The organism is Methylovulum psychrotolerans, assembly GCF_002209385.1.
Lineage (GTDB): Bacteria > Pseudomonadota > Gammaproteobacteria > Methylococcales > Methylomonadaceae > Methylovulum > Methylovulum psychrotolerans.
Genome location: NZ_CP022129.1, coordinates 3,333,918 through 3,357,722, shown reverse-complemented (window position 1 = coordinate 3,357,722; position 23,805 = coordinate 3,333,918). Strand labels below are relative to the sequence as shown.

At 51.8% G+C, this 23,805-nt stretch carries 22 protein-coding genes; 12 read left to right on the top strand and 10 right to left on the bottom strand.

The genetic code is table 11. The features are described from left to right. Positions 1–364: 364 nt before the first annotated feature. From CEK71_RS23680 to CEK71_RS15320, 5 genes are all read right to left on the bottom strand, one after another. Positions 365–934, bottom strand: a complete 570-nt coding sequence (locus tag CEK71_RS23680; protein WP_232463669.1) for an EF-hand domain-containing protein — start codon at positions 932–934, stop codon at positions 365–367. 85 nt (positions 935–1,019) lie between these two features. After that, entirely contained in the window at positions 1,020–1,271 is a 252-nt protein-coding gene (locus tag CEK71_RS15335; protein WP_232463668.1) for a DUF2171 domain-containing protein, read from the bottom strand. Positions 1,272–1,614: 343 nt separating this feature from the next. Then, complete coding sequence (locus tag CEK71_RS15330) at positions 1,615–2,436, bottom strand: alpha/beta fold hydrolase (protein ID WP_088620198.1); 822 nt, start codon at positions 2,434–2,436, stop codon at positions 1,615–1,617. A gap of 24 nt (positions 2,437–2,460) precedes the next feature. Then, on the bottom strand, positions 2,461–3,789 hold the full coding sequence (locus tag CEK71_RS15325; protein WP_232463667.1) for a PQQ-dependent sugar dehydrogenase: 1,329 nt from the start codon (positions 3,787–3,789) through the stop codon (positions 2,461–2,463). A gap of 19 nt (positions 3,790–3,808) precedes the next feature. After that, on the bottom strand, positions 3,809–4,159 hold the full coding sequence (locus CEK71_RS15320; protein WP_088620197.1) for a four-helix bundle copper-binding protein: 351 nt from the start codon (positions 4,157–4,159) through the stop codon (positions 3,809–3,811). Positions 4,160–4,435: 276 nt separating this feature from the next. On the opposite strand from CEK71_RS15320, the gene CEK71_RS15310 reads away from it, so the two are divergent. From CEK71_RS15310 to CEK71_RS15295, 4 genes are all read left to right on the top strand, one after another. Continuing rightward, on the top strand, positions 4,436–6,526 hold the full coding sequence (locus tag CEK71_RS15310) for a catalase (protein WP_232463666.1): 2,091 nt from the start codon (positions 4,436–4,438) through the stop codon (positions 6,524–6,526). Positions 6,527–6,614: 88 nt separating this feature from the next. Beyond that, entirely contained in the window at positions 6,615–7,259 is a 645-nt protein-coding gene (locus CEK71_RS15305; RefSeq protein WP_088621648.1) for a MarC family protein, read from the top strand. Between the two features lie 195 nt (positions 7,260–7,454). After that, complete coding sequence (locus tag CEK71_RS15300) at positions 7,455–10,415, top strand: chemotaxis protein CheB (RefSeq protein ID WP_232463665.1); 2,961 nt, start codon at positions 7,455–7,457, stop codon at positions 10,413–10,415. Continuing rightward, positions 10,412–11,362 carry a PAS domain-containing protein gene (locus CEK71_RS15295; protein WP_088620194.1) on the top strand — a complete coding sequence of 317 codons (951 nt, stop codon included), beginning with the start codon at positions 10,412–10,414 and terminating at the stop codon, positions 11,360–11,362. The genes CEK71_RS15300 and CEK71_RS15295 overlap by 4 nt, the downstream gene beginning before the upstream one ends. 93 nt (positions 11,363–11,455) lie before the next feature. Here CEK71_RS15295 and CEK71_RS15290 read toward each other — a convergent pair whose 3' ends face one another. The 3 genes from CEK71_RS15290 to CEK71_RS23675 form a co-directional block, all read right to left on the bottom strand. After that, positions 11,456–11,887 (bottom strand): hypothetical protein, encoded by a 432-nt coding sequence (locus CEK71_RS15290; protein WP_088620193.1) that lies wholly within the window; start codon positions 11,885–11,887, stop codon positions 11,456–11,458. A gap of 138 nt (positions 11,888–12,025) precedes the next feature. Beyond that, the gene (locus tag CEK71_RS15285; RefSeq protein WP_088620192.1) at positions 12,026–12,499 is read right to left on the bottom strand and encodes a hypothetical protein; all 474 of its coding nucleotides are present in this window, start codon (positions 12,497–12,499) and stop codon (positions 12,026–12,028) included. Between the two features lie 18 nt (positions 12,500–12,517). Beyond that, positions 12,518–13,180: an RHS repeat-associated core domain-containing protein gene (locus tag CEK71_RS23675; protein ID WP_232463832.1), complete on the bottom strand. Its 663-nt coding sequence runs from the start codon at positions 13,178–13,180 to the stop codon at positions 12,518–12,520. Here CEK71_RS23675 and CEK71_RS23670 point away from each other — a divergent pair. From CEK71_RS23670 to CEK71_RS15245, 6 genes are all read left to right on the top strand, one after another. Then, entirely contained in the window at positions 13,127–13,720 is a 594-nt protein-coding gene (locus tag CEK71_RS23670) for a hypothetical protein (protein ID WP_232463664.1), read from the top strand. The two genes, CEK71_RS23675 and CEK71_RS23670, sit on opposite strands and share 54 nt — an antisense overlap. Before the next feature lie 365 nt (positions 13,721–14,085). Next, entirely contained in the window at positions 14,086–14,268 is a 183-nt protein-coding gene (locus CEK71_RS15265) for a hypothetical protein (RefSeq protein ID WP_088620190.1), read from the top strand. Then, complete coding sequence (locus CEK71_RS15260; protein ID WP_088620189.1) at positions 14,265–15,707, top strand: TolC family protein; 1,443 nt, start codon at positions 14,265–14,267, stop codon at positions 15,705–15,707. Before CEK71_RS15265 ends, CEK71_RS15260 begins: the two co-directional genes overlap by 4 nt. Positions 15,708–15,710: 3 nt before the next feature. Then, on the top strand, positions 15,711–16,859 hold the full coding sequence (locus tag CEK71_RS15255) for an efflux RND transporter periplasmic adaptor subunit (RefSeq protein WP_088620188.1): 1,149 nt from the start codon (positions 15,711–15,713) through the stop codon (positions 16,857–16,859). Then, positions 16,859–17,539, top strand: coding sequence for an ABC transporter ATP-binding protein (locus CEK71_RS15250; protein ID WP_088620187.1), 681 nt, complete (start codon positions 16,859–16,861; stop codon positions 17,537–17,539). The genes CEK71_RS15255 and CEK71_RS15250 overlap by 1 nt, the downstream gene beginning before the upstream one ends. Then, positions 17,536–18,759 carry an ABC transporter permease gene (locus CEK71_RS15245; RefSeq protein WP_198328258.1) on the top strand — a complete coding sequence of 408 codons (1,224 nt, stop codon included), beginning with the start codon at positions 17,536–17,538 and terminating at the stop codon, positions 18,757–18,759. The genes CEK71_RS15250 and CEK71_RS15245 overlap by 4 nt, the downstream gene beginning before the upstream one ends. A gap of 434 nt (positions 18,760–19,193) precedes the next feature. On the opposite strand, the gene CEK71_RS15240 is transcribed toward CEK71_RS15245, so the two are convergent. Both CEK71_RS15240 and CEK71_RS15235 read right to left on the bottom strand, forming a co-directional pair. Beyond that, positions 19,194–20,099, bottom strand: coding sequence for a ParB/RepB/Spo0J family partition protein (locus CEK71_RS15240; protein ID WP_088620186.1), 906 nt, complete (start codon positions 20,097–20,099; stop codon positions 19,194–19,196). Next, entirely contained in the window at positions 20,096–20,905 is an 810-nt protein-coding gene (locus tag CEK71_RS15235) for a ParA family protein (protein ID WP_088620185.1), read from the bottom strand. Before CEK71_RS15235 ends, CEK71_RS15240 begins: the two co-directional genes overlap by 4 nt. Positions 20,906–21,326: 421 nt before the next feature. Between CEK71_RS15235 and gpmI the strand changes: the two genes are divergently transcribed. Further along, a complete protein-coding gene (gpmI, locus tag CEK71_RS15230) occupies positions 21,327–22,979 on the top strand; it encodes a 2,3-bisphosphoglycerate-independent phosphoglycerate mutase (RefSeq protein WP_088620184.1) in 1,653 nt (550 codons plus the stop codon). A 427-nt stretch (positions 22,980–23,406) separates the two neighbouring features. Beyond that, the gene (locus tag CEK71_RS15225; RefSeq protein ID WP_088620183.1) at positions 23,407–23,787 is read left to right on the top strand and encodes a DUF4398 domain-containing protein; all 381 of its coding nucleotides are present in this window, start codon (positions 23,407–23,409) and stop codon (positions 23,785–23,787) included. Positions 23,788–23,805 lie beyond the last annotated feature (18 nt).

Here is a 23,805-nt window from a genome sequence, read left to right as displayed (position 1 = left end):
TTATTTTATCCTGGGTATTGGGTTGCACGACACACTCTTGCTCAACCAATTTTACCACAGGATCTGTTTTTTAAGTATTGAATAAATCAAGTTAAAGCGTTGTTGAGTCGTCAATAGGTGTGAAAAAGTTTTTTAACCTAATTTTTCAGGACTAATGTCCTTTATTTTGACTACAAAATCAATAAAACGCCGTTCCGGCAAGGATTTGCTAAGAATTCGCTAAGAATTCGCTATCGCGCTCCTATGAGTGCCGGAATGACGGTTTTTGCTTGCCAATGTTAAAAATATACGCACACCTACTTACCGCAACTATTTTAAACTAGAGAGATAACAGACAGACGTTATGCATTGACGACAAGCCGAATTATCGTACTTCACCTTCCCGTTTGGTTTCCATTTCCAAATTTTGGTATTCGTGTTGTTCCAATTTGCCATCTTCGCCCGCATCGACCTTATCGAAGACTTGCAGCAGATAAGGATAGTTTTTCAGTTCGGCCTTAGTGACGTAATGGTCACCGTCACTGTCAGCCTGGGCAAATGTAGGCAATGCACCATGGCCATCCGTCGGTTTGGTAACCGGCTCAACGGGTGGCGTTTTTTCCGCTAATGTGATGGGCTTATCAGCGGCGGCTGGGCTGGCAAGGGCAACTGGGCTGGCAGAAGCAACCGGGCTGGCAGGGGCGACCGGGCTGGCAGAAGCAGCCGGGCTAGCAGGGGCAACTGGGCTGGCAAGGGCGGCCGGGCTGGCAGGGGTAACTGGGCTAGCAAGAACAGCTGGGCTGGCAGGGACGGTCTTATGGTCGGCGGCTATGGGTTTGATATAGCGATAATTCGGATGGGAAGCTTCAGTTTCAGCCTTTACGGACAGGCTGGCAAAACCCAAGCTGGCAGCTATAACCAGCAAACAAAGGGGAAGGCTTTTTTGATTTTTCATAACGGTTTCCTTTTTTAGGGCATGAAATAGGCTAATTGTTGAAAACGCCGTTTTAAAAGCGGCGGCTTTTATCTATCGTGTCACTTTAATCAACGATGTAATTGGGCGACACGGTCGACCACTCTTGCATGGCCTGATCGCCGGGACGGTCTACTTTCACTTTGCCACCCTCAGTCGAGATGACCCAACTGAGCGGAATATAATGGTGCTGACCATTTTCATCTGGCTTCAGCATGATATTGCCTTGCTCCTCCACTTGCTCGACAACGGCAAATTGACCGTCTTGGGAGCAAACAACAGGCGTGTCGGGTTTAATCTCGTCAATATTTATCATCATGTTTCCTTGGACATAGTCCGGGCAGTTTGGGTGGCTTATTTTTAGCGGCTACAGACAATTGCAACGCACGTCATTCGCTATCCCACAACACTTCGTTCTGTATTCTTATTGGGTGAATGGCACTAAAATGGCGCTTGTCGGCAGTACCAATATACACAACGGGTTAAATGCTATCTGTGCGGCGGCATACATAAAAACGGTTACTCTTAAAAATGGTTACTCTTAGATACTATAGGGGTTTCGGCGGCTGTTGCCGCCAATGTGCGGCAGCCGTTAATCGGTTTGGCGGTCAGGTAGGTGGCGGCAAGTAAAAAATCCGCCGCCCTTACCGCATCGACCGCCCTTAATTTCTGAGGAAAGCCAGCAAATCGGCATTCAGTTCGTCTTTGTGGGTGTCGGGGAGCCCATGAGGAGCATCGGGATAGATTTTTAACACCGCATTTTTAATCAACTGATATGACGCATGTGCCGACGCGTCAATCGGGACCATTTGGTCTTGGTCGCCGTGGATAATCAGCGTTTCCACAGCGAACTTTTTCAGGTCTTCCCTAAAGTCCGTTTCCGAAAACGCTTTGATACAATCCAGCTCATTTTTCAGGCCACCTTGCATGGCTTGGAACCAAAAGGCGTTCCGTAGGCCTTTGCTGATTTTCGCCTCCGGCCTGTCGGCCCCGTAAAACTGTTTTGCCAATTGCCTGAAAAACTGCGCCCGGTCGGCACTGACCCCAGCGCGGATAGCATCGAACACTTTCATGGGTATACCGTCAGGATGGTCGGACGTTTTCAGTAACCCTGGCGTGACCGCACCGATCAGAACGACCTTAGTGACCCGCCCGCTACCGTGGCGGCCAATGTAGCGGGCCACTTCGCCCCCGCCAGTGGAATGGCCGATTAAGGTGATGGCGTTCAAGTCCAGTTTGGCAATGAGTTCCGCCAAATCGTCCGCGTAAGTGTCCATATCGTTACCTTGCCAAGGCTGGCTGGAGCGGCCATGGCCGCGCCGGTCATGGGCGATGCAACGGTAACCGTTGGCGGCCAAATAAACCATTTGGTTTTCCCAAGCGTCGGAGCTAAGGGGCCAGCCATGGCTAAACACCACAGGCTGCCCTGAGCCCCAATCCTTATAATAAAGTTCTGTACCGTCGGTCGTGGTGAATAGGCTCATAGTCGTTGTCCTTAGGTTTATGGGTTAGTTTGATGGTTTGTGTCCGGTCGGGGGTGTCACCCGCCAGACGGTGTTGCCGACATCATCGGCGACCAGTAATGCCGCTGTTTTATCCAAGACGATGCCCACCGGTCTGCCAAACGCTTCGCCATCTTCGTTGACAAACCCCGTCAACACGTCTATAGGCATCCCAAACGGCTGGCCGTTTTTGAACGGCACAAAGATAACCCGATAGCCGCTACGCGGCGTACGGTTCCACGAGCCGTGCTGACCGATAAAAACGCCATTGTTAAAGGGGGCAGGCCATAAGGCGTTCTTAGCAAACACCAAGCCCAATGAAGCGGTATGTGAGCCCAGCGCGTAATCCGGCACACTGGCCTTGGCGACCAAATCCGGGCGCTGGGGTTGCACACGTTCATCCCAATGGCGGCCAAAGTAGCTGTAAGGCCAGCCAAAAAAACTCCCATCCGTGACGGAAGTCAGATAATCCGGCACCAAATCGCTACCGATTTCATCGCGTTCGTTGACCACTGTCCACAGCGTCCCGTTATCCAGTTCCCAAGCCAAGCCGTTCGGGTTGCGCAAACCGGAGGAGTAGATACGGTAGTTACCGTTTTTTAACTCCACCTCCCAAATGGCGGCACGTCCCAGCTCGTTGTCTATGCCGTTTCCCCCCGCATTGCTGTTGGAGCCGATAGTGACATAAAGTCTGGAACCATCCCGGCTGGCCAGCAGGTTTTTCGTCCAATGGTGATTAATGGGGCCGGCAGGCAAGTCCAGAATTTTAATGCCCGGTTGGGTTATTTGCTGCATACCGTCTTGATAAGAAAACTTCATCAGCGCATTAGTATTGGCAACATAGAAATCGTGGCCGATTAACGCCATGCCGAAAGGCGAATTCAGCCCGTTGAGAAACACCGTCCGCGTTTCGGCGATACCGTCACCATTGGTGTCGCGTAATAAGCTGATACGGTTGGCGCTGGGCACGCCAGCACCCGCCTTAGCCATGAACTGTGCCGTTACCCAACCTTTGATGCTGTTGCCATCTTCGGGGCGTTGCGGGGCATTGGTCTCGGCGACCAAAACATCGCCGTTCGGCAAGACATAAAGCCAGCGGGGATGGTCTAGCCCTTGGGCGAAGGCATTTACCGTCATGCCGGAGGCGGCCATAGGTTGACCGGATGCCGGCCAACCTATGGCGGGGGCAACGTTTATCGTAGGAATGAGGGTCGGATGGGGCGGGGGTAATTGGGGATGGCGGCCAATACCTGCCGAAAGCGGCAATTGTGCCACGTCGCCACACGCCGCTAACGCCATCACCATAACCGCGAATGCGGTTTGTTGCAGAGACATGGCCATCACCCGGAAACGCTTAATGCTTCATAGCCGCCATTTGCCGGCAACTTTCGGCGCAGGCCTTGCACGCGTCAACACAGTCGGCCATCCCGCCAATTTTTTCGCAATCCAACGCGCAGGCAGCGCAAATTTCGGAGCAAACCCCGCATACTTGGCTATGAAATTGCGAGCTGCTGAGTTGGAAATTGGCTGAAGTCTGGCAGATTTCGGCGCAGTTCATCAGCAAGCGGAAATGTTCCGCCGCCACATGCGGGCCTCCCGCCTCAAGACAATGGTTCATGGCGGTTTGCAGGCAAGTCTTATGGCAATGGCAACAGGCTGTTATACAGGCTTGCATGGCTTCTACGGAATGGGCAACTGGATTCATCTGATTTCCTTAGTGGGGTATGGCGACAAGTGCGGCCAAAATAGCGGGCTATCCTGACCAAAATAACGCTTATGGGGACGGGCTAAGGCCGCGTTATAACCTTGCGGATACTCTAGCGGCAAAAACTTATCCGGTCGGTACGTTAGCGCACAATAAGCGTAAGGATAAAGCGGGCTTATGTGTCATAGCGTACCGATAACACAGCGTTTTGCTGTTACTGTCTAGTGCCATTCCCTGACGGCCACCCTGCCGCCGCCTAACACCCTTTGGAGCAATATGATGACCCAAGATACAACCGCCATTCCATCTGCACCAGAAGCAGCCCTCCTGACGATAGGCAACGGCGGCGAGTGGCATCAGTCTGCCGCCGGACACCCCGCCTTGACCACTAATCAGGGCGTGGTGATTGCCGATAACCAAAACTCCCTAAGAAGCCATCCGCAAGGCCCTACCTTGCTGGAAGATTTCATCCTGCGCGAAAAAATCACCCATTTTGACCACGAACGCATTCCCGAACGCATAGTCCATGCACGGGGTACGGGCGCACACGGCTTTTTTGAGCTGACCCACTCCCTGGAAAACTATACGACCGCCAAAGTGCTGACCGAAGTCGGCGTACAAACCCCCTTGTTCGCACGCATATCGACCGTGGCAGGCGGTTCGGGCTCTGCCGATACCCCGCGTGATGTCCGGGGCTTCGCGCTGAAGTTTTATACCAAAGAAGGCAATTGGGATCTGGTCGGCAACAATATCCCGGTGTTTTTCATCCAAGATGCCATTAAATTCCCCGACCTTATCCATGCCGTGAAAATGGAGCCTGACCGGGGCTTCCCGCAGGCCGCGTCGGCACATGACACCTTCTGGGATTTTATTTCCCTAACGCCAGAAACCATGCACATGGTGATGTGGATTATGTCCGACCGCACGTTGCCGCGCTCGCTACGCATGATAGAAGGCTTTGGCATCCACAGCTTCCGCTTGCTGAATGCCGCTGGCACAGCGACTTTCGTGAAATTCCATTGGCGGCCTAAATTGGGTCTGCAATCGACGCTTTGGGATGAGGCGGTTAAAATTGCCGGGGCGGATGCCGATTTTCATCGCCGTGATATGTTCGAAGCCATCAGCGCGGGCGATTTTCCCGAATGGGAGTTTTCTGTGCAATTGTTCACCGCCGCCCAAGCCGAGGCTTTCCCGTTTGACCATCTGGACGCGACCAAATTAATCCCCGAAGAACTGGTGCCCTTGCAAGTGATCGGGCGGTTTGTTTTAAACCGCTGGCCCGACAACTTCTTTGCCGAGACCGAACAGGTGGCGTTCTGCCCGTCCCATGTCGTGCCGGGCATTGACTTTTCTAACGACCCCTTATTGCAAGGCCGTTTGTTTTCGTATCTGGATACGCAACTGTCCCGCTTGGGTTCGGCCAACTTTCACCAAATACCGATCAATGCCCCACAATGCCCGTTCGCCAACCAGCAGCGCGACGGCCATGCGCAAATGGCCCAACCGAGCGGGCGGGTATCTTACGAACCCAATAGCTTGGCGGCAGATTCGCCGCGCGAACAAGCCCACACGGGCTTTCGCAGCGTGGCGGCGGATGAAGCCGGCAGCAAAGGCCGGATTCGGGCAGAAAGCTTTGCCGACCATTACAGCCAAGCGCGGCAATTTTATCTTAGCCAAAGCGCCTACGAACAAGCGCATCTGGCTTCCGCGCTGGTGTTTGAATTGTCAAAACTCGACCATCCGCACATCCGTTCGGCCATTGTCGGCCATTTGCGCCATATCAACGAAAACCTCGCCATCCGCGTCGCTTCCGGCTTAGGCATGGAAGCCTTGCCTAACGCACCCGTCACGGCTATGCCTGTGCAAACCCTGGCGGCATCACCCGCCTTGCAGCTTATCGGCAAAATGCAGGACACGCTGAAAGGCCGGACTGTCGGCATTTTGCTGGCCGACGGCTCGGACACGGCAAGCATTAAGGCGGTCAAAGAAGGCGTGGCGGCGGCGGGTGCAAAGGTAAAGATAATCGCCCTGACCATTGGCGCGGTGAAACTTTCTGACGATGTGATGTTAGCGGTGGACGGCCAATTGGCGGGGACGCCGTCTGTCCTGTTCGACGCTATCGCCATTATCCTCTCCCCAGCCCATGCCGTGCGTTTAGGTAAAGAAGCCGCCGCCATTGATTTCGTCCGCGATGCTTTCGGCCATCTGAAAGCCATCGTCTTTGATAAGGGCGGGGCAGATTTATTAAAAACAGCGGGGATTACCGCCGATGCCGGGGTGATTGCCATTGAAGCCTTGGCGCTGTTCATTGCCGCCGCTAAAACCCGCCAATGGGATCGCGAGGTAAATGTCAGGACTTTAGCTTAGAATAGGGTTCTTTTGGCAACACGTTTATTGGCATGAAAGCAGCATTATTATGGGTAAGCAGGGGCTTTTGCAAACAGGCGGCCAACAGATGCTGAATTGGCACGACTATTTGCAACTGTTGGCCGGGCTGGTTTCCGTGGTTAATCCCATCGGCGTTATCCCGATGTTTATTGCCCTGACCAATGACCGCCCGCCAGCAGAAAGGCGGCGCACCGCTATCACCTGTGCTTTTTCGGTGGCGACGGTATTGGCCATTACGTTAGTGGCAGGTGAGCCGATATTGCATTTTTTGGGTATTGGCCTGCCGTCGTTTCGGGTGGCGGGCGGCTTATTGATAATGATGATGGGGTTTTCAATGCTTCATGCTAATAATGACCGCGCCCGCCATACCCCGGAAGAACAGGCCGAATCGTTCGAAAAAGATTCCATTGCAGTAGTGCCTTTGGCGATTCCCTTATTGAGCGGCCCGGGTGCCATCAGCACGATGATTGTCTATGGGCATAGCGGACATTCTTTAGGGCATTTTTTGTTGGTCGGCAGTGTGATTTTATCCGTAGCGGTTTTTGTGCTGCTGACCTTATTGGCCGCCCCGAAAATTGCCGATGTTATGGGCAGTACGGGCATGAACGTGGTGACGCGGGTGATGGGCTTATTTTTAACGTCCATCGCAGTGGAATTTATCGCTACAGGTCTGGGCGAGCTATTTCCGGTTTTGCTAAAAACGGCGACTTGAAAGCTATGTTTTTCTGGCAACGGTAAAGGGGCGTTTACGTTAACGTAGTGCCGAAACCCAGAACCCCGGCAAGTTTCATAAACCAATAGGCGCAGAAAACCGACATTTACCGCCAAGCCACAAACCCATAAATGGTAATATGCCCACCCCGCCTAGCAAAAGCTCGGTTAACCTTACAATGGAAGCGTCGCGCAAGTGAAAAAAACTCAACCGCCAACCGTTGTGCCGCCAGAAAAAACGTCCCAACTAGCGGAACAGGCCGCCGCTGCCTTCCCTATTGTCGGCATCGGCGCATCGGCTGGGGGCTTGGAGGCGCTGGAAGAATTTTTCCGTAACGCCTCCGCCGATAGCGGCATGGCGTTTGTGCTGGTGCAGCATCTGGATCCCAGCCACCCCAGCCTGCTGACCGAAATACTGCAACGCACCACCACGATGCCAGTGCTGGAAGCCGAGGATCAAATGACGGTTGCCGCCAATACCGTTTACGTCATCCCTCCAAACCGTGACATGGCGATTTTCCACGGTAAGCTGCAATTGAGCATACCGGATGAACCGCGTGGGCATCGCTTGCCGATTGATGCGTTTTTACGCTCACTGGCCGAAGACCAGCAAGAACAGGCAGTCGGCATCATTTTATCCGGCACTGGTAGCGACGGCACACAAGGTTTGCGGACTATTTTAGGTGTGGGCGGCATAACCTTGGTACAGACACCGGAGACGGCAAAATATAACGGGATGCCTGCCAGCGCCATCCAAGCGGGTTACGCCAGCTACGTTTTGGCGGTCGGCAAAATGCCGGAAGCCCTGTTAAACAATACCCGCAGCCTGTCTGCTAATATAACAACCCCCTCCCCGCTGCGGCCAACGGGCTGGATCAATAAGATTCTCCTGCAATTGCGCACCAGCACCGGCCACGATTTTTCCTTATACAAAAAAAGTACCATTGGCCGCCGCATCGAACGCCGTATGGCGCAACACACGATCGAAGACGCGGACATTTATGTGCGTTACCTCAAAAATAACCCCGCTGAAGTACAGGCCCTCTTCAAAGAACTGCTGATTAATGTCACCAATTTCTTCCGTGACCCTGAGGCGTTTGCGGTATTGGAACACGATATTTTGCCGAAACTGTGCTTGGATAAACCGGACAATTATGTGTTCCGCGTTTGGGTGGCAGGCTGTGCCACGGGTGAAGAGACTTACTCCATCGCCATCTTATTGCGCGAACTGATGGACAAGTCGCAGCAAGACTTTAAGGTGCAAATTTACAGTACCGATCTGGCCGAAGCGGCCATTGCCGTGGCCCGTGCGGGCATTTATCCGCCCACTATCGCCCAAGATGTCAGCCCGGAACGGCTCCGGCGTTTTTTTATTAAGGAAGACAAAGGCTATCGGGTCAAAAAAGAACTCCGCGATATGGTGGTGTTCGCCCTACAGAATGTGCTGAAAGACCCGCCGTTCACCAAACTGGATTTGCTCAGTTGCCGCAATCTGATGATTTATCTGGAAGCGGAATTGCAGAACCGCCTGATCCCGGCTTTTCACTACGCGCTTAAGCCGGGCGGGGTGCTGTTTTTGTCGCCCTCAGAAAGCATCGGCAACTATACCGATTTATTTGCCGCACTGAACCGCAAATGGAAATTTTACCGTGCCATCCATTCCCCCACCACTGCCCGCACGGTCATGACCCAAGTGGTGTCATGGGCCGCAAAGACGGGCGACAAGCCCGCCGAGGAAGTTATGCAAAAACCTAAGGAAACCAATTTTGCCGAACTGGCCCGCCGGGTGCTGGTACAATATTACGCGCCCGCCTCAATCATCACCGACGGCAAAGGCGACCTCCTGTATGTACATGGCGACACCGGCAAATACCTACGTCCGGCCCCCGGACAAGCCAGCCTCAATATCATTGAAATGGCCCGCGAAGGTTTGGAGTTGGAACTGCGTGCCGCCCTGCGTGTGGCGGCCATTGATGGCATAGCCACCCTCAATAAAGCCTTACAAGTGAAAACCAATGGCGGTTTCAGCACCGTTAACCTCAGCGTCAGGCCATTATCCGGCACAGAGGCCGCGCAAAACTTGTTGCTGGTGAGTTTTCAAGATATTGCCAGCCCGACGAAACCGACCCGCAAACGGCTTGCCAAACCTGCCGAACTGGGGCGCATTGAAGGACTGGAACGCGATCTGGCCTACCTGAAAGAAAACTATCAGGCCAGTATGGAAGAGCAACAAGCCTCTAATGAAGAGCTTAAATCGACTAACGAAGAAATGCAATCCACCAATGAGGAATTGCAATCGACTAATGAAGAACTGGAAACCTCAAAAGAAGAACTGCAATCGGTCAACGAAGAACTCATCACCGTCAATTCCGAACTGCAAACCAAAATTGAGCAACTGGCGGGTATGCAAAATGACATGAAGAACTTGTTCGACAATACCCATATCGGCACAGTGTTTTTGGATGCAAAAATGCTGATCCGGCGCTTCACGCGCGAGTCCACCCAGCTTTACCGCTTGGTGGCTTCGGATGTAGGGCGGCCTTTGGCCGACATCAAAGCCAATTTCGACGGCGAAGACTTACTGGTGAAGGCGCAACAGGTGCTGGATTGCCTGACACCTTTTGAAGAAGAAGTACATACCCATAATGGCACTTGGTTCCTCGTCCGTATCCAGCCTTACCGGACACTGGACAATATCATTGAAGGCGTGGTACTGACCTTCACCGACATCAGTAAGCGCGTAACCGCAGAAACGGCGGTGCAACTGGCCCGCGAGCTGGCGGAAAATGTTGTGGATACGTTGGACAAACCGCTGTTGGTACTGGATAGCCATTTACAAGTCGTGACGGCCAACCGCGCTTTTTACCGCTATTTTCATGTGACGCTGGCCGACACCGTGGGGCGCAAAATTTACGATCTGGGCAACCGACAATGGAACATCCCCGCCCTGCGCGAGTTGTTAGAAATTATCTTACCGCGCGACCAAGCCGTTGAGGGCTATTTGGTGGAACATGATTTTCCGGCGATAGGCCGGCATAAAATCCGCTTGGATGCCCGCCGCATTGTCGGCAAAACCAGCGAGCCGTCGTTGATTTTATTGACGGCAGAAGAAATCGATACCGTACCCGTTCCTGAATCCTTGGAGAATAAGGCATGACCAAAAAATATCCGGGGCATGAAGCCCGCCAGACGCTGCGGACAGAAGCCGAAAGGCTGGTGGTCAGCTTATCGCCGGAAGCACTGATCGCCCAACCTAACGAAATCCTGCTGCATGAACTGTTAGTCCATAAAATCGAACTGGAAATGCAAAATGAAGAGTTACGCAGGGCCCATACCGCCCTTGAAGAAGCCCGCGACCGTTTTGTCGACCTTTATGAGTTTGCCCCGGTCGGCTATATCACTATTACCCGCGACGGCCTGATGAGTGAAATCAATCTGACCGGAGCTGATTTGTTAAAAGTTGACCGCACAAAATTGCTGATGCGGCGGTTTTCGCAGTTTGTCGCCGCCCCTGACAAAGACCGCTGGTACCGCCTGTTTTTGAACCTGATGACCACCGCCCCCGCAGACAAACAGGCATTTGACCTGCAAATGCTCCGTCCCGATGGTGCGGTGTTCCATGCCCATCTCGATTGCCTGCGCCACAACCCCGCCAATGCCGAGCCAACCTTACGCGTCAACCTAACCGACATCAGTAAAAGTAAGCAAATCGAGCAAGAGTTGCGAATTGCCGCAACGGCTTTTGAATCGCAAGAAGGCATTTGGGTCACTGATACGGACTGGGTGATTTTAAAAGTGAACCTAGCCTTCACCCACATTACCGGTTTTAGCGCCGCCGAAGCCTTGGGCCAAACCCCTAACCTATTACGGTCAGAGCGGCACGATCAGGGCTTTTATGCCGCCTTGTGGCATACCGTCAACACCACGGGGGCTTGGCAAGGCGAAATATGGAACCGGCGCAAAAACGGTGAGGATTATCCGGCCTGGACCAGCATCACGGCGGTATACGGCGACGATGGCGCAGTCATCTATTATGTCGGTATGCAAAGTGACATGAGCCAACAAAAAACCGCCGCCGCCCCTATTGAACAGGGGCTTTCCTGACAGCCAAAGGCAAACCAAAAAGTGTAACAACTTGTTACACTTTTTGCTGGGACAGCCAAGTAGCCGGGTAGACACGCTGTACCCTATCGGGCTTCAAATCTTTAACCCAACAAACGCTGATTCCAAAATCCGCTTTAGTTGATCAGGCGAAATTTCCATTTTCCGAACAAATTCGAATACCGGTTCAGTTAAGTAGAAAAAATCATTCTCCTCTGTATCCAGCAACGCACAAAACAGCAACCTGTTTAACATTCCTTTCCGCGTTGTACTAGTATTGTTTCCGATGTCTCGATCCACCTCTTTGCGACTTAAATTCATAAGCTCATCAAAACCGTTATCCGTAAACTCTTCTCCGCGCAATTGCTTTTGCCGTTCCAATACGACATTCAACTCCACCTGAGATAACTCGTTTTTAAATAAAAGGAGCAACTCAATATAGACAAAAAGAAATGGTGCTATATCACTCAACTGCCAATATTTTTCCAAGTGCGAGCCAAAGTGTTTTTCTATAATTTTGAGGTTCATTACTAATAACCGCCTTAACTCTACGCAATCCGGCCAAGCCCGGTAGGGTACGCTGTGCGTACCTTTTTTACGGTATTGTTGTTATATCGTTAATGCAGGTACGCACAGCGGTACCCTACCGGGCTATTTCGCTCAGGTTTATGGGAGCAAAGGACCTAATTTATCATTGGTAAAATATCTTGTATTTGTATCAGACGCTGGCTCCATACCACCATAATAGTTTACAACTACAAAATCATTGGCTAGCTTTGAAGCATAACTAAACAAATTCTTTATTAGCGATGCCATATCTGTCTTTTCAGTTTTATTAATGTCAAAACTAAAGTCTATATCATATTGATACCCATACTTAATGATCCGTAATAACACTAAAGGCAATATTTCCGTATTAATACCAAGGGATTCCAGATGCAAAAATAAACAAATATCGCCATCATGCTCAAGAACGGCATTTAAAAATTGCGGATCAAAAATATTTTTAGTTGCAAAAGAAATATTTTCAGAACAATCAATGCTACAAATATTTTTAGGATCATTAATTATCTGCATTAAAAGCGGAATAACGCTACTTTTTGCGACTCCTTCAAAAACAATTTCTAATAAATTAGACATATAATTATCTCTATATTCTCAATCAACAAAGCCTTTAAACGTTCTGTCCATATTTAATCGCAATCCCCGGCCATCATCTAATCTTTTTTCAAAAAAAGTAATGCCTTTATCTGTTACTGATTTAAAATCACCTGGGCCACGAAAAATATCTCTGAGATGTTGCATTTCCTGAGCATTCCAGGTTTTCATCGAACCGGTAATTTTTCCCCATATCTCTGGGTTTCTACCAGAATGTTTGGATAAAGCGTGTCCAATTACCGTACTCCCTTTATAGGCTTGTTGGGCTGTTGTTAAAACTGTTTTGATTTCACTAAATCCTACTTTGATTACAGTTCCAGTTCCTCCAATCGGCGCAGTTCCGACAATAAAAGCAATATTTTTTAATTGCTTAAAAGTGACGTTATCAAAGTGTTCGTCTCGGATAGCGTCTGCTATTGAGTTGGACTCGAACGATGACAACGCATCGTTGAGAAAACCCCCAACTTCGCTAGACATGCCGTAAGTCCCAGTCGGGTCAGTATAGCTGACCGGATTGCCGTTGGCATAAGTATACACGTTAACCCCACCTTCCAGCTTGATAAGATCAGGCTGCAAGTACCGTCCGGTGCGGGGCTGGAAATAGCGGGTGTGGTTGTAGTGCAGGCCGGATTCGGCATCAAAATATTGGCCTGGGTAGCGCAGATTGAACGTGACCGGGCCGGTGGGTTTGGCGTTGCCGTAAGGGGCGACGGGCCATTCCCAAACCGTGGTGTTGTCACTTGCGCGGCGCAGGAAGCGTGGGGTGTTGGTGAAGTCGGTTTCGATGTAGTAACGGGCGGTAATGGTGCCGGCGGCATCCTAGTCAAGCACAGCCAGCGGGATGTCACCGAGCCAAACGTAGTTGCGCTGGCTACCGTCGGCGGCTTGTTCGTAAATGAGATGGTCGTTGGCATCGTAAAGATAACGCGTCTCGTTGCCGCTTTGTATTTTCAATACCCTACGGCGCCACCCGTCATAGACATAACGGGTTTTGTTGCCGTCAATCCCGAACAGGTTCAGGCTGCGATCCGCCTTACTGAGTGGCGCAAAAACGGTGAGGATTATCCGGCTTGGACTAGCATCACAGCGGTATACGGTGACGGTGACGGTGACGATGGCACAGTCATCTATTATGTCGGTATGCAAAGTGACATGAGCCACCAAAAAACCGCCGCCGCCCCTATTGAACAGGGGCTTTCCTGACAGCCAAAGGCAAACTAAAAAGTGTAACAACTTGTTACACTTTTTAAGCTGCCACCCCAAGTTTTTCCCATTCCCACGCCCTATATATTTCAGGGGTCATAAAGGGCCAACCACCGTCCGCTTGTGGCTTATCCCTTAGTGTGGCAAAACAAGCCCACCTCACACCAAACCAAACCATCGCACTATCCGTTGCTGAATTCAGCCCAGCCCTAAGCACATTCATCTTAATGCGCGATAACGCACAGACTTCGCCGTTCATTTCAGACAAACTGCAATGCCAATGAATCATGGCGGCACAATAAGCGGCTGTTCCCGCGCCCAGACAGACATTTTTCACATTATCTCATCCCAAGCCATGCACTTTTATGCCCGAACACTTAAATGAGCGTACCGCCAAGCGGCCTTGGGGCACTCAGTGCCGCGATGGTTTATGGACAGGGCGGGCATTTTTGGCGCATTACCGATTGGTGGGTAGCGTGCCATTGCCCGCCACCGCCGAAATTGCCGTGGCCGTTATCGCTAAAAGTTTGGCCGGGCCGTCGTTATGAAGCTTATTTTATGGGCGGGATTAGGCATGGTTTTTTGCCCCTTAGTCGGCAATGCCGATCAAAACAGCAGATTTGCCGACCCTTTCGCCACGCATCGGCAAGTCAGCCCAAGCCCAGGCCAACAACAGCACGGGGCGGATGATCCTTGCCGCCTCAATCCTATTAGCCATCCGGCGTGGACGTTGGTGGACGTCGTTAACCAAGCTTTGTGCTTTAATCCGCAAACCCGCCTCGCTTGGGCGAATGCACGCTATCAGGCCGGACAAGTCGGCATTGCCAAAGCCGCATATTTACCGACGGTGACGTTAACGACCTCGTTGTCACGCGGCATCAATTCGTCGAGCAGCAGTAATTTACAGTCAACGACCATCAGCAACACCAGTTCCGGCAGTGCGGCACAAGCCATTAACCGCTTCACCCCCGTCATCAGTTTAAATTATTTGCTTTATAACTTTGGCGGGCGGGAAGCGGTGCTGGAGACGGCGCAAAAAACCTTGGAAGCGTCCAATTGGACACAAGACGCGGTACTGCAAACGGTGATGTTCTCGGCGATACAAGCCTATTACCAAGTATTTGCCAGCCAAGCCGCCGCCGATGCGTCTTTAGTGTCGGAGAACGCAACAGGGGAAGCCTTGAAGGCGGCAAAAACCCGCCATGAAATCGGTGCGGCGGCGTTGGCTGACGCGTTACTGGCGCAGACGGCGTTTGCCCAAGCCCGTCTCAACCGCCAAAAAACCGCCGGTGAAGCCAGGGTTGCCAGCGGCAGTTTGGCAAATGCTTTAGGGCTAGAAGCCGACTATCCTTTGCAAATCGCGCCGCCCTCGGTACCCAAACCCAGCCTTGAGCAAGACCATAATATCCACCAATTGATTGCCCAAGCGAAAACCTTACGCCCGGATTTGGCGGCCGCCGAAGCCACTATCCAAGCGGCGGAAGCCAGCGTTAAAGCCGCCGAAGCGGGGCATCTGCCGAGCCTGTCTTTAGTCGGCACCGTGGGCTACAACCAAACCAGTTTGCCTAGCGAAACCCAAAGTTGGACAGTAGGGCTGCAAATCAGTGTGCCGTTGTTTACGGGCTTTAATGTCACTTATCAAGTCCGCAGCGCCAAAGAAAAGCTGGACGTACAACGTGCGAATTTTGACCAGCTCGACCAAACGGTCAGTTTGGATGTCTGGAAGGCTTATCAGTTAGTCAACATCGCCCACGACACCTTTAAAAGCAGTGAAGATTTGCTGGCGAGCGCTTTCCAAGCCGAGCGGGTGGCAATGGGGCGATATAAGGCCGGGGCGGGCAATATCATTGATCTGTTAAGCGCCCAAGCCAGCCACGCCACCGCCCGCCTACAAATCATCCAAGCCCAATACACTTGGTTAACCCAAAAAGCCCAACTGGCTCAAGCCCTAGGGCGGCTGGATTTTGCTTCCCTGCCCTCAAGGTAATCTATGGAACGCTCTTGGTTTAGTCGGCATATCGCCATTATTTTGCTGGTGCTGGCAGCGGTCCTTGCCGGGGGCTATTGGTTCGGCCCATGGCGGACGGCAGAAAAAAAGCCCGACTACCGCACAGAAATCCTCGTTAAAGGCAAACTCACCACCAGCATTTCCGCCAACGGCACCTTAAATCCCGTGGTGCTGGTCAATGTCGGCACACAAATTTCCGGCGTGGTCAATAAACTGAATGTGGATTTTAACGACCGTGTGACCAAAGGCCAGATACTGGCAGAAATTGACCCTTCATTGATTAACGCCCAACTCGAACAAAGCCAAGCCAATCTCGCCAACACCCAAGCATCGTTGAAGTTGGCGCAATTGAACGCGCAACGTTCATACGGCTTGTATGCCCAAGATTACATCGCCAAATCCGAACTCGACCAATCCGTGCAAGCCTTGGCGGTGGCAAAAGCCTTGGTCGATGCGGCGGAAGGGTTACTGAAACGCGATAAGACAAATCGGGGGTATACCATTATCAAATCGCCGGTATCCGGTGTGGTCGTGTCGCGCAGTGTTGATATTGGCCAAACGGTCGCTGCCAGCTTTACAACCCCCACCCTGTTCACCATTGCCAAAGACCTAAAAACCATGCAAATCGACACCTCGGTCGCTGAAGCCGATGTCGGCGGGGTACGCAAAGCCCAAGCGGTCAACTTTAGCGTCGATGCTTACCCAGACCGTGTTTTCACCGGCGCCGTCCGGCGTATCCGCCTAGATTCGACCGTTTTGCAAAATGTCGTGACCTACGATGTGGTGATTGATGTCAGCAATCCCGATGAAATTTTACTGCCCGGCATGACGGCGTTTGTGAATATCGTTATTGAAGAAAGGGGCGACAGTTTGAAACTGCCCTTAGCGGCCTTAAAGTTTCGCCCTGTCGGCAGCGTTGCCAATAAATCTGCCAAAACGGTGTACCGTTTGGAAAAGGGTGCAGCGGTGGCAATCCCTGTGGAACTGGGCATTAATGACGGCAAATATGCCGAAGTCATTGGCGGGGCTTTACAAGCGGGTGACGCGCTAATATTGGAAAATAGCAATGCCAAGCCAGGCGCTGAAAAAACGGCGGCGGACAAGCAAAACTTCCGTATCAAGGCGTTTTGATGCCCCGCCCCCTCATATCCGTCAGCGGCCTCTACAAACAGTATTTGGCCAATGTCCCGGTGCTTAAGGACATTAACTTTAACATCGACAGCGGCGAATTTGTCGCCATCATGGGGCATTCCGGTTCCGGCAAATCGACGTTAATGAATATCCTCGGCTGCTTGGATACCGCCACCGCCGGGCATTATTACCTACAAGACCGCGACACCGCCAGCTTAAGCTCGGATGAGCTGGCTAACCTGCGCAACCAATTGATCGGCTTTGTTTTTCAAGGCTTCAACTTATTGCCGCGCAGTTCGTTATTAGAGAACATTGCCTTACCCTTGCTGTATGCGGGTAAAAGTAAACCCGAACGGCGCGAAAAAGCCCTGCAAATGCTCAGCCGGGTCGGCCTGGCAGAATTTGGCGAACGCCGTCCCAACCAATTGTCCGGCGGACAACAACAACGTGTCGCCATCGCCAGAGCCTTGGTGACCGATCCCAAACTCATTCTCGCCGATGAACCGACCGGTAATCTGGACACCCAAACCAGCGAAGACATTATGAAAATCTTCCAAACGATGAACTCTGAGCAAAAAATCACGATCATCCTCGTCACCCACGAACCGGATATTGCCGCCCATGCCCAGCGCATGATCCTGGTGCGTGACGGGCAAATCGCCAGCGATACCCGCACATGATTATCGGGGCCTTATTAGGGGAAGGTTGGGCGGCCATGCTGGCCAACCGGATGCGCACCCTGTTGACCATGCTGGGAATGGTGTTTGGGGTCGGCGCGGTCATTATGATGATGGCTATCGGCCAAGGTGCGGAATTGATGGTGAATGAGTCCATCGCCTCCATGGGCAGCAATTTGTTTATCGTGTTGTCCGGCTCAACCTCGGCGGGCGGCACCCGGCAAGGTTCCGGCACCGTGCCGACATTAACCTTAGCCGATGCCCAAGCCATCAGCGAATTGCCGCAAATCGCCGCCGTCGCGCCGAATATTTTCAATTCTGCACAACTGATTTACGCATCCAATAATTGGAGCACCCAAGTCGCGGGCACCACACCAGCCATTATTGAAGTCCGCGATTGGCAATTGGTGGCCGGGGAAGGTTTTAAAGACAGCGACATCCGTGCGGCGACGCGGGTGCTGTTGATGGGGCAAACGGTGGTGAAAAACCTGTTTGGCGATGAAAACCCGGTCGGGAAAATTGTCAGGGTCAAAAACAGCCCGTTTCTGATAGTCGGCATCTTGGCGCAAAAAGGCCAAAGTTTGGATGGGCGCGATCAAGACGATACCGTGTTAGTGCCGATCACCACTGCGCAACGGCAATTGTTCGGCAACCAATTCCCCGGCATGGTGCGGATGATTTTGGTGAAAGCCAAGTCCGCCGCCGTGATGGCGAAAGCCGAACAGGAAATGAATGATTTACTGCACACCCGGCACCGTATCCATGCCGATAAAGACAATGATTTTTCCGTCCGCAACCTCACCGCCGTTGCCCAAGCCGCCGCCAGCACCACCGCCGCCATGTCGACCATGCTCGGCGCCATCGCCTCGGTATCGCTCTTAGTGGGCGGTATCGGCATCATGAATATCATGCTGGTATCGGTCACCGAAAGGACGCGCGAAATCGGCATCCGCATGGCTATCGGCGCAAAAAACAGCGACATCTTGCTGCAATTTCTCTTCGAAGCGGTGATGATTTCCCTAGCCGGGAGTTTTATCGGCGCGGCTTTAGGGGTTGCCTGCGCTTATTTTTACAGCCAAATCAACGATACACTGGTAGTGGTGACGCTTAGCTCGGTGTTGCTGGCGTTTGGGGTGGCGGCGAGTGTCGGGGTGTTTTTTGGCTTTTATCCGGCGCGGAAAGCCGCTAATTTGAAGCCTATTGAAGCCTTGCGGTTTCAGTAGCGGGGGAGCCAATTTTCCTTGCCAGAAGACGGAAGTCGGCTTTACTTGGCGCCGTAACGGACGGCCAAAGGCTAGGGTTATTCACGCACATTAACAATAGCTATACTTCAAACGGTCAAGTTTTCTGTTTTTTGGTAGGGTACGCTGTACCCTCAGGGGCATAAATACGTACCTTTAAAAAACCATCATAAAATCAGTGCAAAAGGTACGCACAGCGTACCCTACGGTGAATTGTAAAAGCCGAAAACTTGGCCGTTCACAGTATACACCTGCTTGGGTCAGGCGTTAAGCAAACGGCAGGCTAAAGGTTGGTACACTCGGTTAGGCCAGCGTGCAATGGCTAAAGACCATTGCACGAAGACTCACCCCGATAGCCAAAGCCCAGCTAAAAAGTGTAACAACTTGTTACACTTTTTTAGGCCCGCTGCCCCCAGTTACAACGCCGTATCTGCCAACATCTGTTCTATAAAGTCTTTTAGGCGTTTTTCTTGCACTTCGTCGAGCAGTTTGGCGCTGAGTTTAATGGTAAAATGATGGTTGGTCGAAGAAATATTGCCGACTTTTTTGCCGTCCCGAAAAAAATACTGCGCCATCTGCACATCGGTATCGATGTTGTTCGCTACCTCTTTTATTTTTCTTTTGATAAAATCGGCCAATTTGGTTTGGTCGAGTTCCTTAGCCACCAATAAATCCCACGCCTCGGCACTCACTTGGTCAAGATACGGCGAGTCCTTATGGTCTTTCAAGACTTTTTTCAGGTCGTTGGCGGCGGAGCGGGACAGTAATCTGGGGTTGGCCTCCAAATCGGCCAAGATAAAATCCGGCAACTCATTAAAGGCAAAATAGCGGTACATGTCTTCCCTGACCAAGCCTAGGGATTCGGCGAGTTTCTTTTTAGTCGGAAACAAGCCTTCAATTTGGCGTATGGCCAGGCTGATTTCATAATCGCTTAAATCTTCCCTATCGACATTTTCGGCCAAGGCAAACACCGCCATATCGCTGTCCGAGATATTGGTGACAATCGCTTCGACCGTATTTTTATGCAGCAGCTTATGCGCCCGCCAGCGCCGCTCGCCTGCCGCTATCTGATAGCCATCACCCGCTTTACGCAATAAAATCGGCTCCAATAGGCCAATCTCCGCGATGGACGCGGCGAGTTTGTCCAATTCGTCCTGAGGAAACACCTTGCGCGGCTGGTAAGGGTTGGCCTCAATGCTGTCAACCGGCACCAAACGGTATTCCCTGCCTTCGGCAAATTCCACCTCTTGGCCTGAAGCGGTATGGCGCAGGTTATTTTGCTGTAGCTTGGATTGCAGCATGCCTTTTAAGTCTTTTTTCATAAAGGCTCATCTCCCACCGTAAGTTGCAGGCGTTCAACCAATAATTCCGCCAACCTTTTATATTCCCTAGCCACCTTCGATGTCCTGTCCAACTCGCGCAAACTCATTTGCGCAATCGCCGATTGGTTGACTTTGGTGCTGGTGGGGATTTTAATGTCGATCAATTTACCGATCTGCTCCCGCGCCGCGCCCTCAATTAATTTACAGACGGTTTGCCTTTCATCATGACGGACTAATAAAGCGCCAATCAATTCTAAGGCCGGATTAATGCGGCGGATTTTTTCAACCAACCTCAGCAAATCGGTAACGCCGTACATGCCGTATTGCGAACCGGATTCGATAGGGATAATCAAATGGCTGGCCGCCGCAAGGGCATTGCTGGTCAACAGTTTCAAACTGGGCGGGCAATCGATTAAGATCACGTCATAAATGCCTTGCAGAGGCCGTATCTTATCGCGCAATTCCTCCGAAGGCCTAGGCACGACATCCTTCAATTCGTCTTCTGTCCTGCCCAACAAGAGTGAGCCATAAATTAACGACACCCCTTCAATATGGGTATCTTCATGGATGGCTAAGGGCAGTTTTTCGATTTCGGAGAGCAACAGTTCCGCACAGGTCACCGACACTTCGCTGGGATGTTTTTTGCCGATATGCAGGCTGGCGTTGGCTTGGGGGTCAAGGTCAATAACCAATACGGATAGGCCTAATTTTGCCAATTCCGCCGCAAGGTTAATCACAGTCGTGGTTTTGCCGCAGCCGCCTTTATGGTTGGATACAGCAATGGTTACGGTTTTTTTAGCTGACATGTGTGTACGGTATGAGTAAAATTTGTGTCCATTATAGGTTGGTAGGGATAAAAAAGACAGCCCTTTAAAATGCTGTTGACCGCGCGGCCGGCACATCTGCCGGGCCTATACCTTGCGCAAGTTGCTTTAAAATACTATTTGGCATACCATGAATAGAGCGGTTTATAGGGCTATCAGGCCTCTTTTCTGTCCCCTATTTAGTGCCCACGCGCTAAAAATCAGCGGCGGTGGGTAACGTTTAAGCAGCGGTTATCGCGGTGTACATAGGCAAAATCACAGTCGGTTTCCGTCAACCCGCCCTATCGGATCACACTGATTATACAAAAACCCATCCCCTCCGTATCCGCGATGCAATAGCCTAACGTTGTCAGCGGCCCTAAGAAAATTTTTATCTACATAGACCTGTAATTTGGAGTTTGCAATGATTGAGTTGAAAAAAAATGTGGCTTTTACCGGCCCGCAAGGACCTGTGGTATTGGTCATTATGGATGGGATGGGGATCGGTAAAAACCCGGCCAGCGATTTTGTCAAACAGGCCAATACGCCGAATTTAGATTGGCTGCATGAAAATGCCTTGTACACAAAATTGCGGGCGCATGGCGTAGCGGTAGGTTTACCCGATGATGGGGATATGGGCAATTCGGAAGTAGGCCATAATGCCATCGGTTGCGGGCGGATTTTTGAGCAAGGCGCGGCCTTAATTGGTAAAGCGATTGCCTCCGGTGCGATGTATGCCGACGGTTCGGTATGGCATGAGCTGATTACCCATGTCCATGACCAAGCATCAACCTTGCACTTTATCGGCCTGTTATCGGACGGTAATGTCCATTCCAATATTAACCATCTGGAGTCCATGTTACGCAAGGCGAAAGAGCAGGGCGTTAAGCGTGCGCGGATACATGCCTTGATTGACGGGCGCGATGTGCCGCCGACTTCGGCATTGGAGTATGTGGAACGCTTCGAAACTTTTTTGGATGCGCTCAATGCCGACGGCACAGTCGATTATTGCGTGGCATCGGGTGGCGGGCGCATGAATATCACGATGGACCGTTATGATGCCAATTGGGATATGGTGAAGCGGGGCTGGGCAACCCATGTCAAAGCCGAAGGCCGGACGTTTGCGTCGATGCAAGAAGCCGTGACAACGTTCCGGGCGGAAATGCCCGGCATTCTCGATCAAGATTTGCCCGCCTTTGTCATTGAGCGCGACGGCGTAGCGGTAGGGCCGATCGTCGATGGCGACAGCGTCATTTTATTTAACTTTCGCGGTGATCGGGCCTTGGAAATTACCAAAGCCTTTGAAGCCGATGAGTTAAAGGAATTTGACCGGGGCGGCAAACCCGATGTGATGTATGCAGGGATGATGCAGTATGACGGTGATCTGGGTGTGCCGGCGCGTTATCTGGTGACACCGCCAGCGATTGACCGCACGATGAGCGAATACCTTTCCAATGCCGGTGTCAAGCAATTGGCCATTTCGGAAACGCAAAAATACGGCCACATGACCTATTTTTTCAACGGCAATAATTCGGGTAAGTTTGCTACCGAAACATGGCAAGAAATTCCGTCTGATGTCTGCCCGTTCGAAGATGCGCCCCGCATGAAAGCCGATGAAATCACCGCTGCGGTGGTAAAGGCGATTGAGGGCGGCGAATACCAATTTATCCGCCTGAATTTCCCGAACGGCGACATGGTGGGCCATACAGGTAGGGTGGATGCAGTCAAATTGGCGGTTGAGGCCGTAGATGAAGGGGTCGGCAAGATTATGGCCGCCCTGAAACAAACTAACGGCATTATGGTGTGCTCGGCAGATCACGGTAATGCCGACGATATGTGCGAACTGGATAAGAAAACCGGCGCTTTGGTGCTGGATGAACAAGGCAACTACAAACCTAAGACCGCGCATTCATTAAACCCGGTGCCGGGTATTGTCTATGACCCATCGGGGCTGGCCAACGCCCGGTTGGCTGACGTGCCCAACGCGGGTATTGCCAACCTCGCCGCGACCTGCATCACCTTGTTAGGCTTTGAGCCACCCGAAGATTATGCCGCGAGTTTAGTGGCCGTCGGTTAATAATCCTTGGGGCGCGGGCAGGATGCCCGCGCCCCAAGAGCCGTAACCTCCGCCATGCTATTTATCCCCGCCAAAAAAGCCCCTGAACTTTCCCTATAAAGCCAAGTTAAAAAATTCCCCGAACCGTTTGCCCGCTCTATCAAAAAGAAGTGGGACGGATAGGGTTAAATAAGCTCCCCCTGCCTGATCCCTATCATGCGGACAGCGCTATCAGTTAATGCCACAGCACCGCTGTACGGCAATAACCGCCTATGTACGCTACCGTACCGTCAAAGCCCCCAAAAAAGTGTCTAATAAAGCCAATGGTTTTTCAAATCCGTTGCTTTCTGGCAATTATTTTATAGTCCATCAGAACGCAACAATTGTTGCAACCGTGAACTTTTAACGGTTGTGTCCGATGCTTATATAACCCAATGGATAATATGTTATGAACAAAATGACCCACCCTAAAGCGAGCCTTCTGCTTAGCAGTGCGGCGCTTGCCTTACTGATCGCTGGCTGCGCCAGTGTTCCGCCGCCCGTAGAACAGATGGCCGTTTCCAAAGCCGCTGTCGATAATGCCAGCAGTGCCGGGGGAACGGAATTAGCGCCTATATTGCTTAAATCGGCGATGGATAAAATGGATGCCGCCAACCGGGCGATGGACGACAAAGACTATGTGATCGCCCGGCAGCTGGCGGAGCAGGCACAAGTTGATGCGCAGCTCGCCAGCGCCACCGCCCGCTCTGCCAAAGCCCATACCGCCGCTGGCGCATTGCAGGAAGATAACCGTGTGTTACGTCAAGAACTTGACCGTAGCGCCCACTAACCCACACTGGAGCCCCTT

What these genes read in the sequence shown, in the direction of transcription:
- CEK71_RS15310 (WP_232463666.1), top strand. Translation starts at nt 4,436, where the DNA reads ATGATGACCCAAGATACAACCGCCATTCCATCTGCACCAGAAGCAGCC.
- CEK71_RS15285 (WP_088620192.1), bottom strand. Translation starts at nt 12,499, where the DNA reads ATGTCTAATTTATTAGAAATTGTTTTTGAAGGAGTCGCAAAAAGTAGC.
- CEK71_RS15335 (WP_232463668.1), bottom strand. Translation starts at nt 1,271, where the DNA reads ATGATGATAAATATTGACGAGATTAAACCCGACACGCCTGTTGTTTGC.
- CEK71_RS15330 (WP_088620198.1), bottom strand. Translation starts at nt 2,436, where the DNA reads ATGAGCCTATTCACCACGACCGACGGTACAGAACTTTATTATAAGGAT.
- CEK71_RS15235 (WP_088620185.1), bottom strand. Translation starts at nt 20,905, where the DNA reads ATGTCAGCTAAAAAAACCGTAACCATTGCTGTATCCAACCATAAAGGC.
- CEK71_RS23680 (WP_232463669.1), bottom strand. Translation starts at nt 934, where the DNA reads ATGAAAAATCAAAAAAGCCTTCCCCTTTGTTTGCTGGTTATAGCTGCC.
- CEK71_RS15225 (WP_088620183.1), top strand. Translation starts at nt 23,407, where the DNA reads ATGAACAAAATGACCCACCCTAAAGCGAGCCTTCTGCTTAGCAGTGCG.
- CEK71_RS15240 (WP_088620186.1), bottom strand. Translation starts at nt 20,099, where the DNA reads ATGAAAAAAGACTTAAAAGGCATGCTGCAATCCAAGCTACAGCAAAAT.
- CEK71_RS15265 (WP_088620190.1), top strand. Translation starts at nt 14,086, where the DNA reads ATGCCCGAACACTTAAATGAGCGTACCGCCAAGCGGCCTTGGGGCACT.
- CEK71_RS15290 (WP_088620193.1), bottom strand. Translation starts at nt 11,887, where the DNA reads ATGAACCTCAAAATTATAGAAAAACACTTTGGCTCGCACTTGGAAAAA.
- CEK71_RS15325 (WP_232463667.1), bottom strand. Translation starts at nt 3,789, where the DNA reads ATGTCTCTGCAACAAACCGCATTCGCGGTTATGGTGATGGCGTTAGCG.
- CEK71_RS15250 (WP_088620187.1), top strand. Translation starts at nt 16,859, where the DNA reads ATGCCCCGCCCCCTCATATCCGTCAGCGGCCTCTACAAACAGTATTTG.
- CEK71_RS15245 (WP_198328258.1), top strand. Translation starts at nt 17,536, where the DNA reads ATGATTATCGGGGCCTTATTAGGGGAAGGTTGGGCGGCCATGCTGGCC.
- CEK71_RS15295 (WP_088620194.1), top strand. Translation starts at nt 10,412, where the DNA reads ATGACCAAAAAATATCCGGGGCATGAAGCCCGCCAGACGCTGCGGACA.
- CEK71_RS15320 (WP_088620197.1), bottom strand. Translation starts at nt 4,159, where the DNA reads ATGAATCCAGTTGCCCATTCCGTAGAAGCCATGCAAGCCTGTATAACA.
- CEK71_RS15255 (WP_088620188.1), top strand. Translation starts at nt 15,711, where the DNA reads ATGGAACGCTCTTGGTTTAGTCGGCATATCGCCATTATTTTGCTGGTG.
- gpmI (WP_088620184.1), top strand. Translation starts at nt 21,327, where the DNA reads ATGATTGAGTTGAAAAAAAATGTGGCTTTTACCGGCCCGCAAGGACCT.
- CEK71_RS15305 (WP_088621648.1), top strand. Translation starts at nt 6,615, where the DNA reads ATGCTGAATTGGCACGACTATTTGCAACTGTTGGCCGGGCTGGTTTCC.
- CEK71_RS15260 (WP_088620189.1), top strand. Translation starts at nt 14,265, where the DNA reads ATGAAGCTTATTTTATGGGCGGGATTAGGCATGGTTTTTTGCCCCTTA.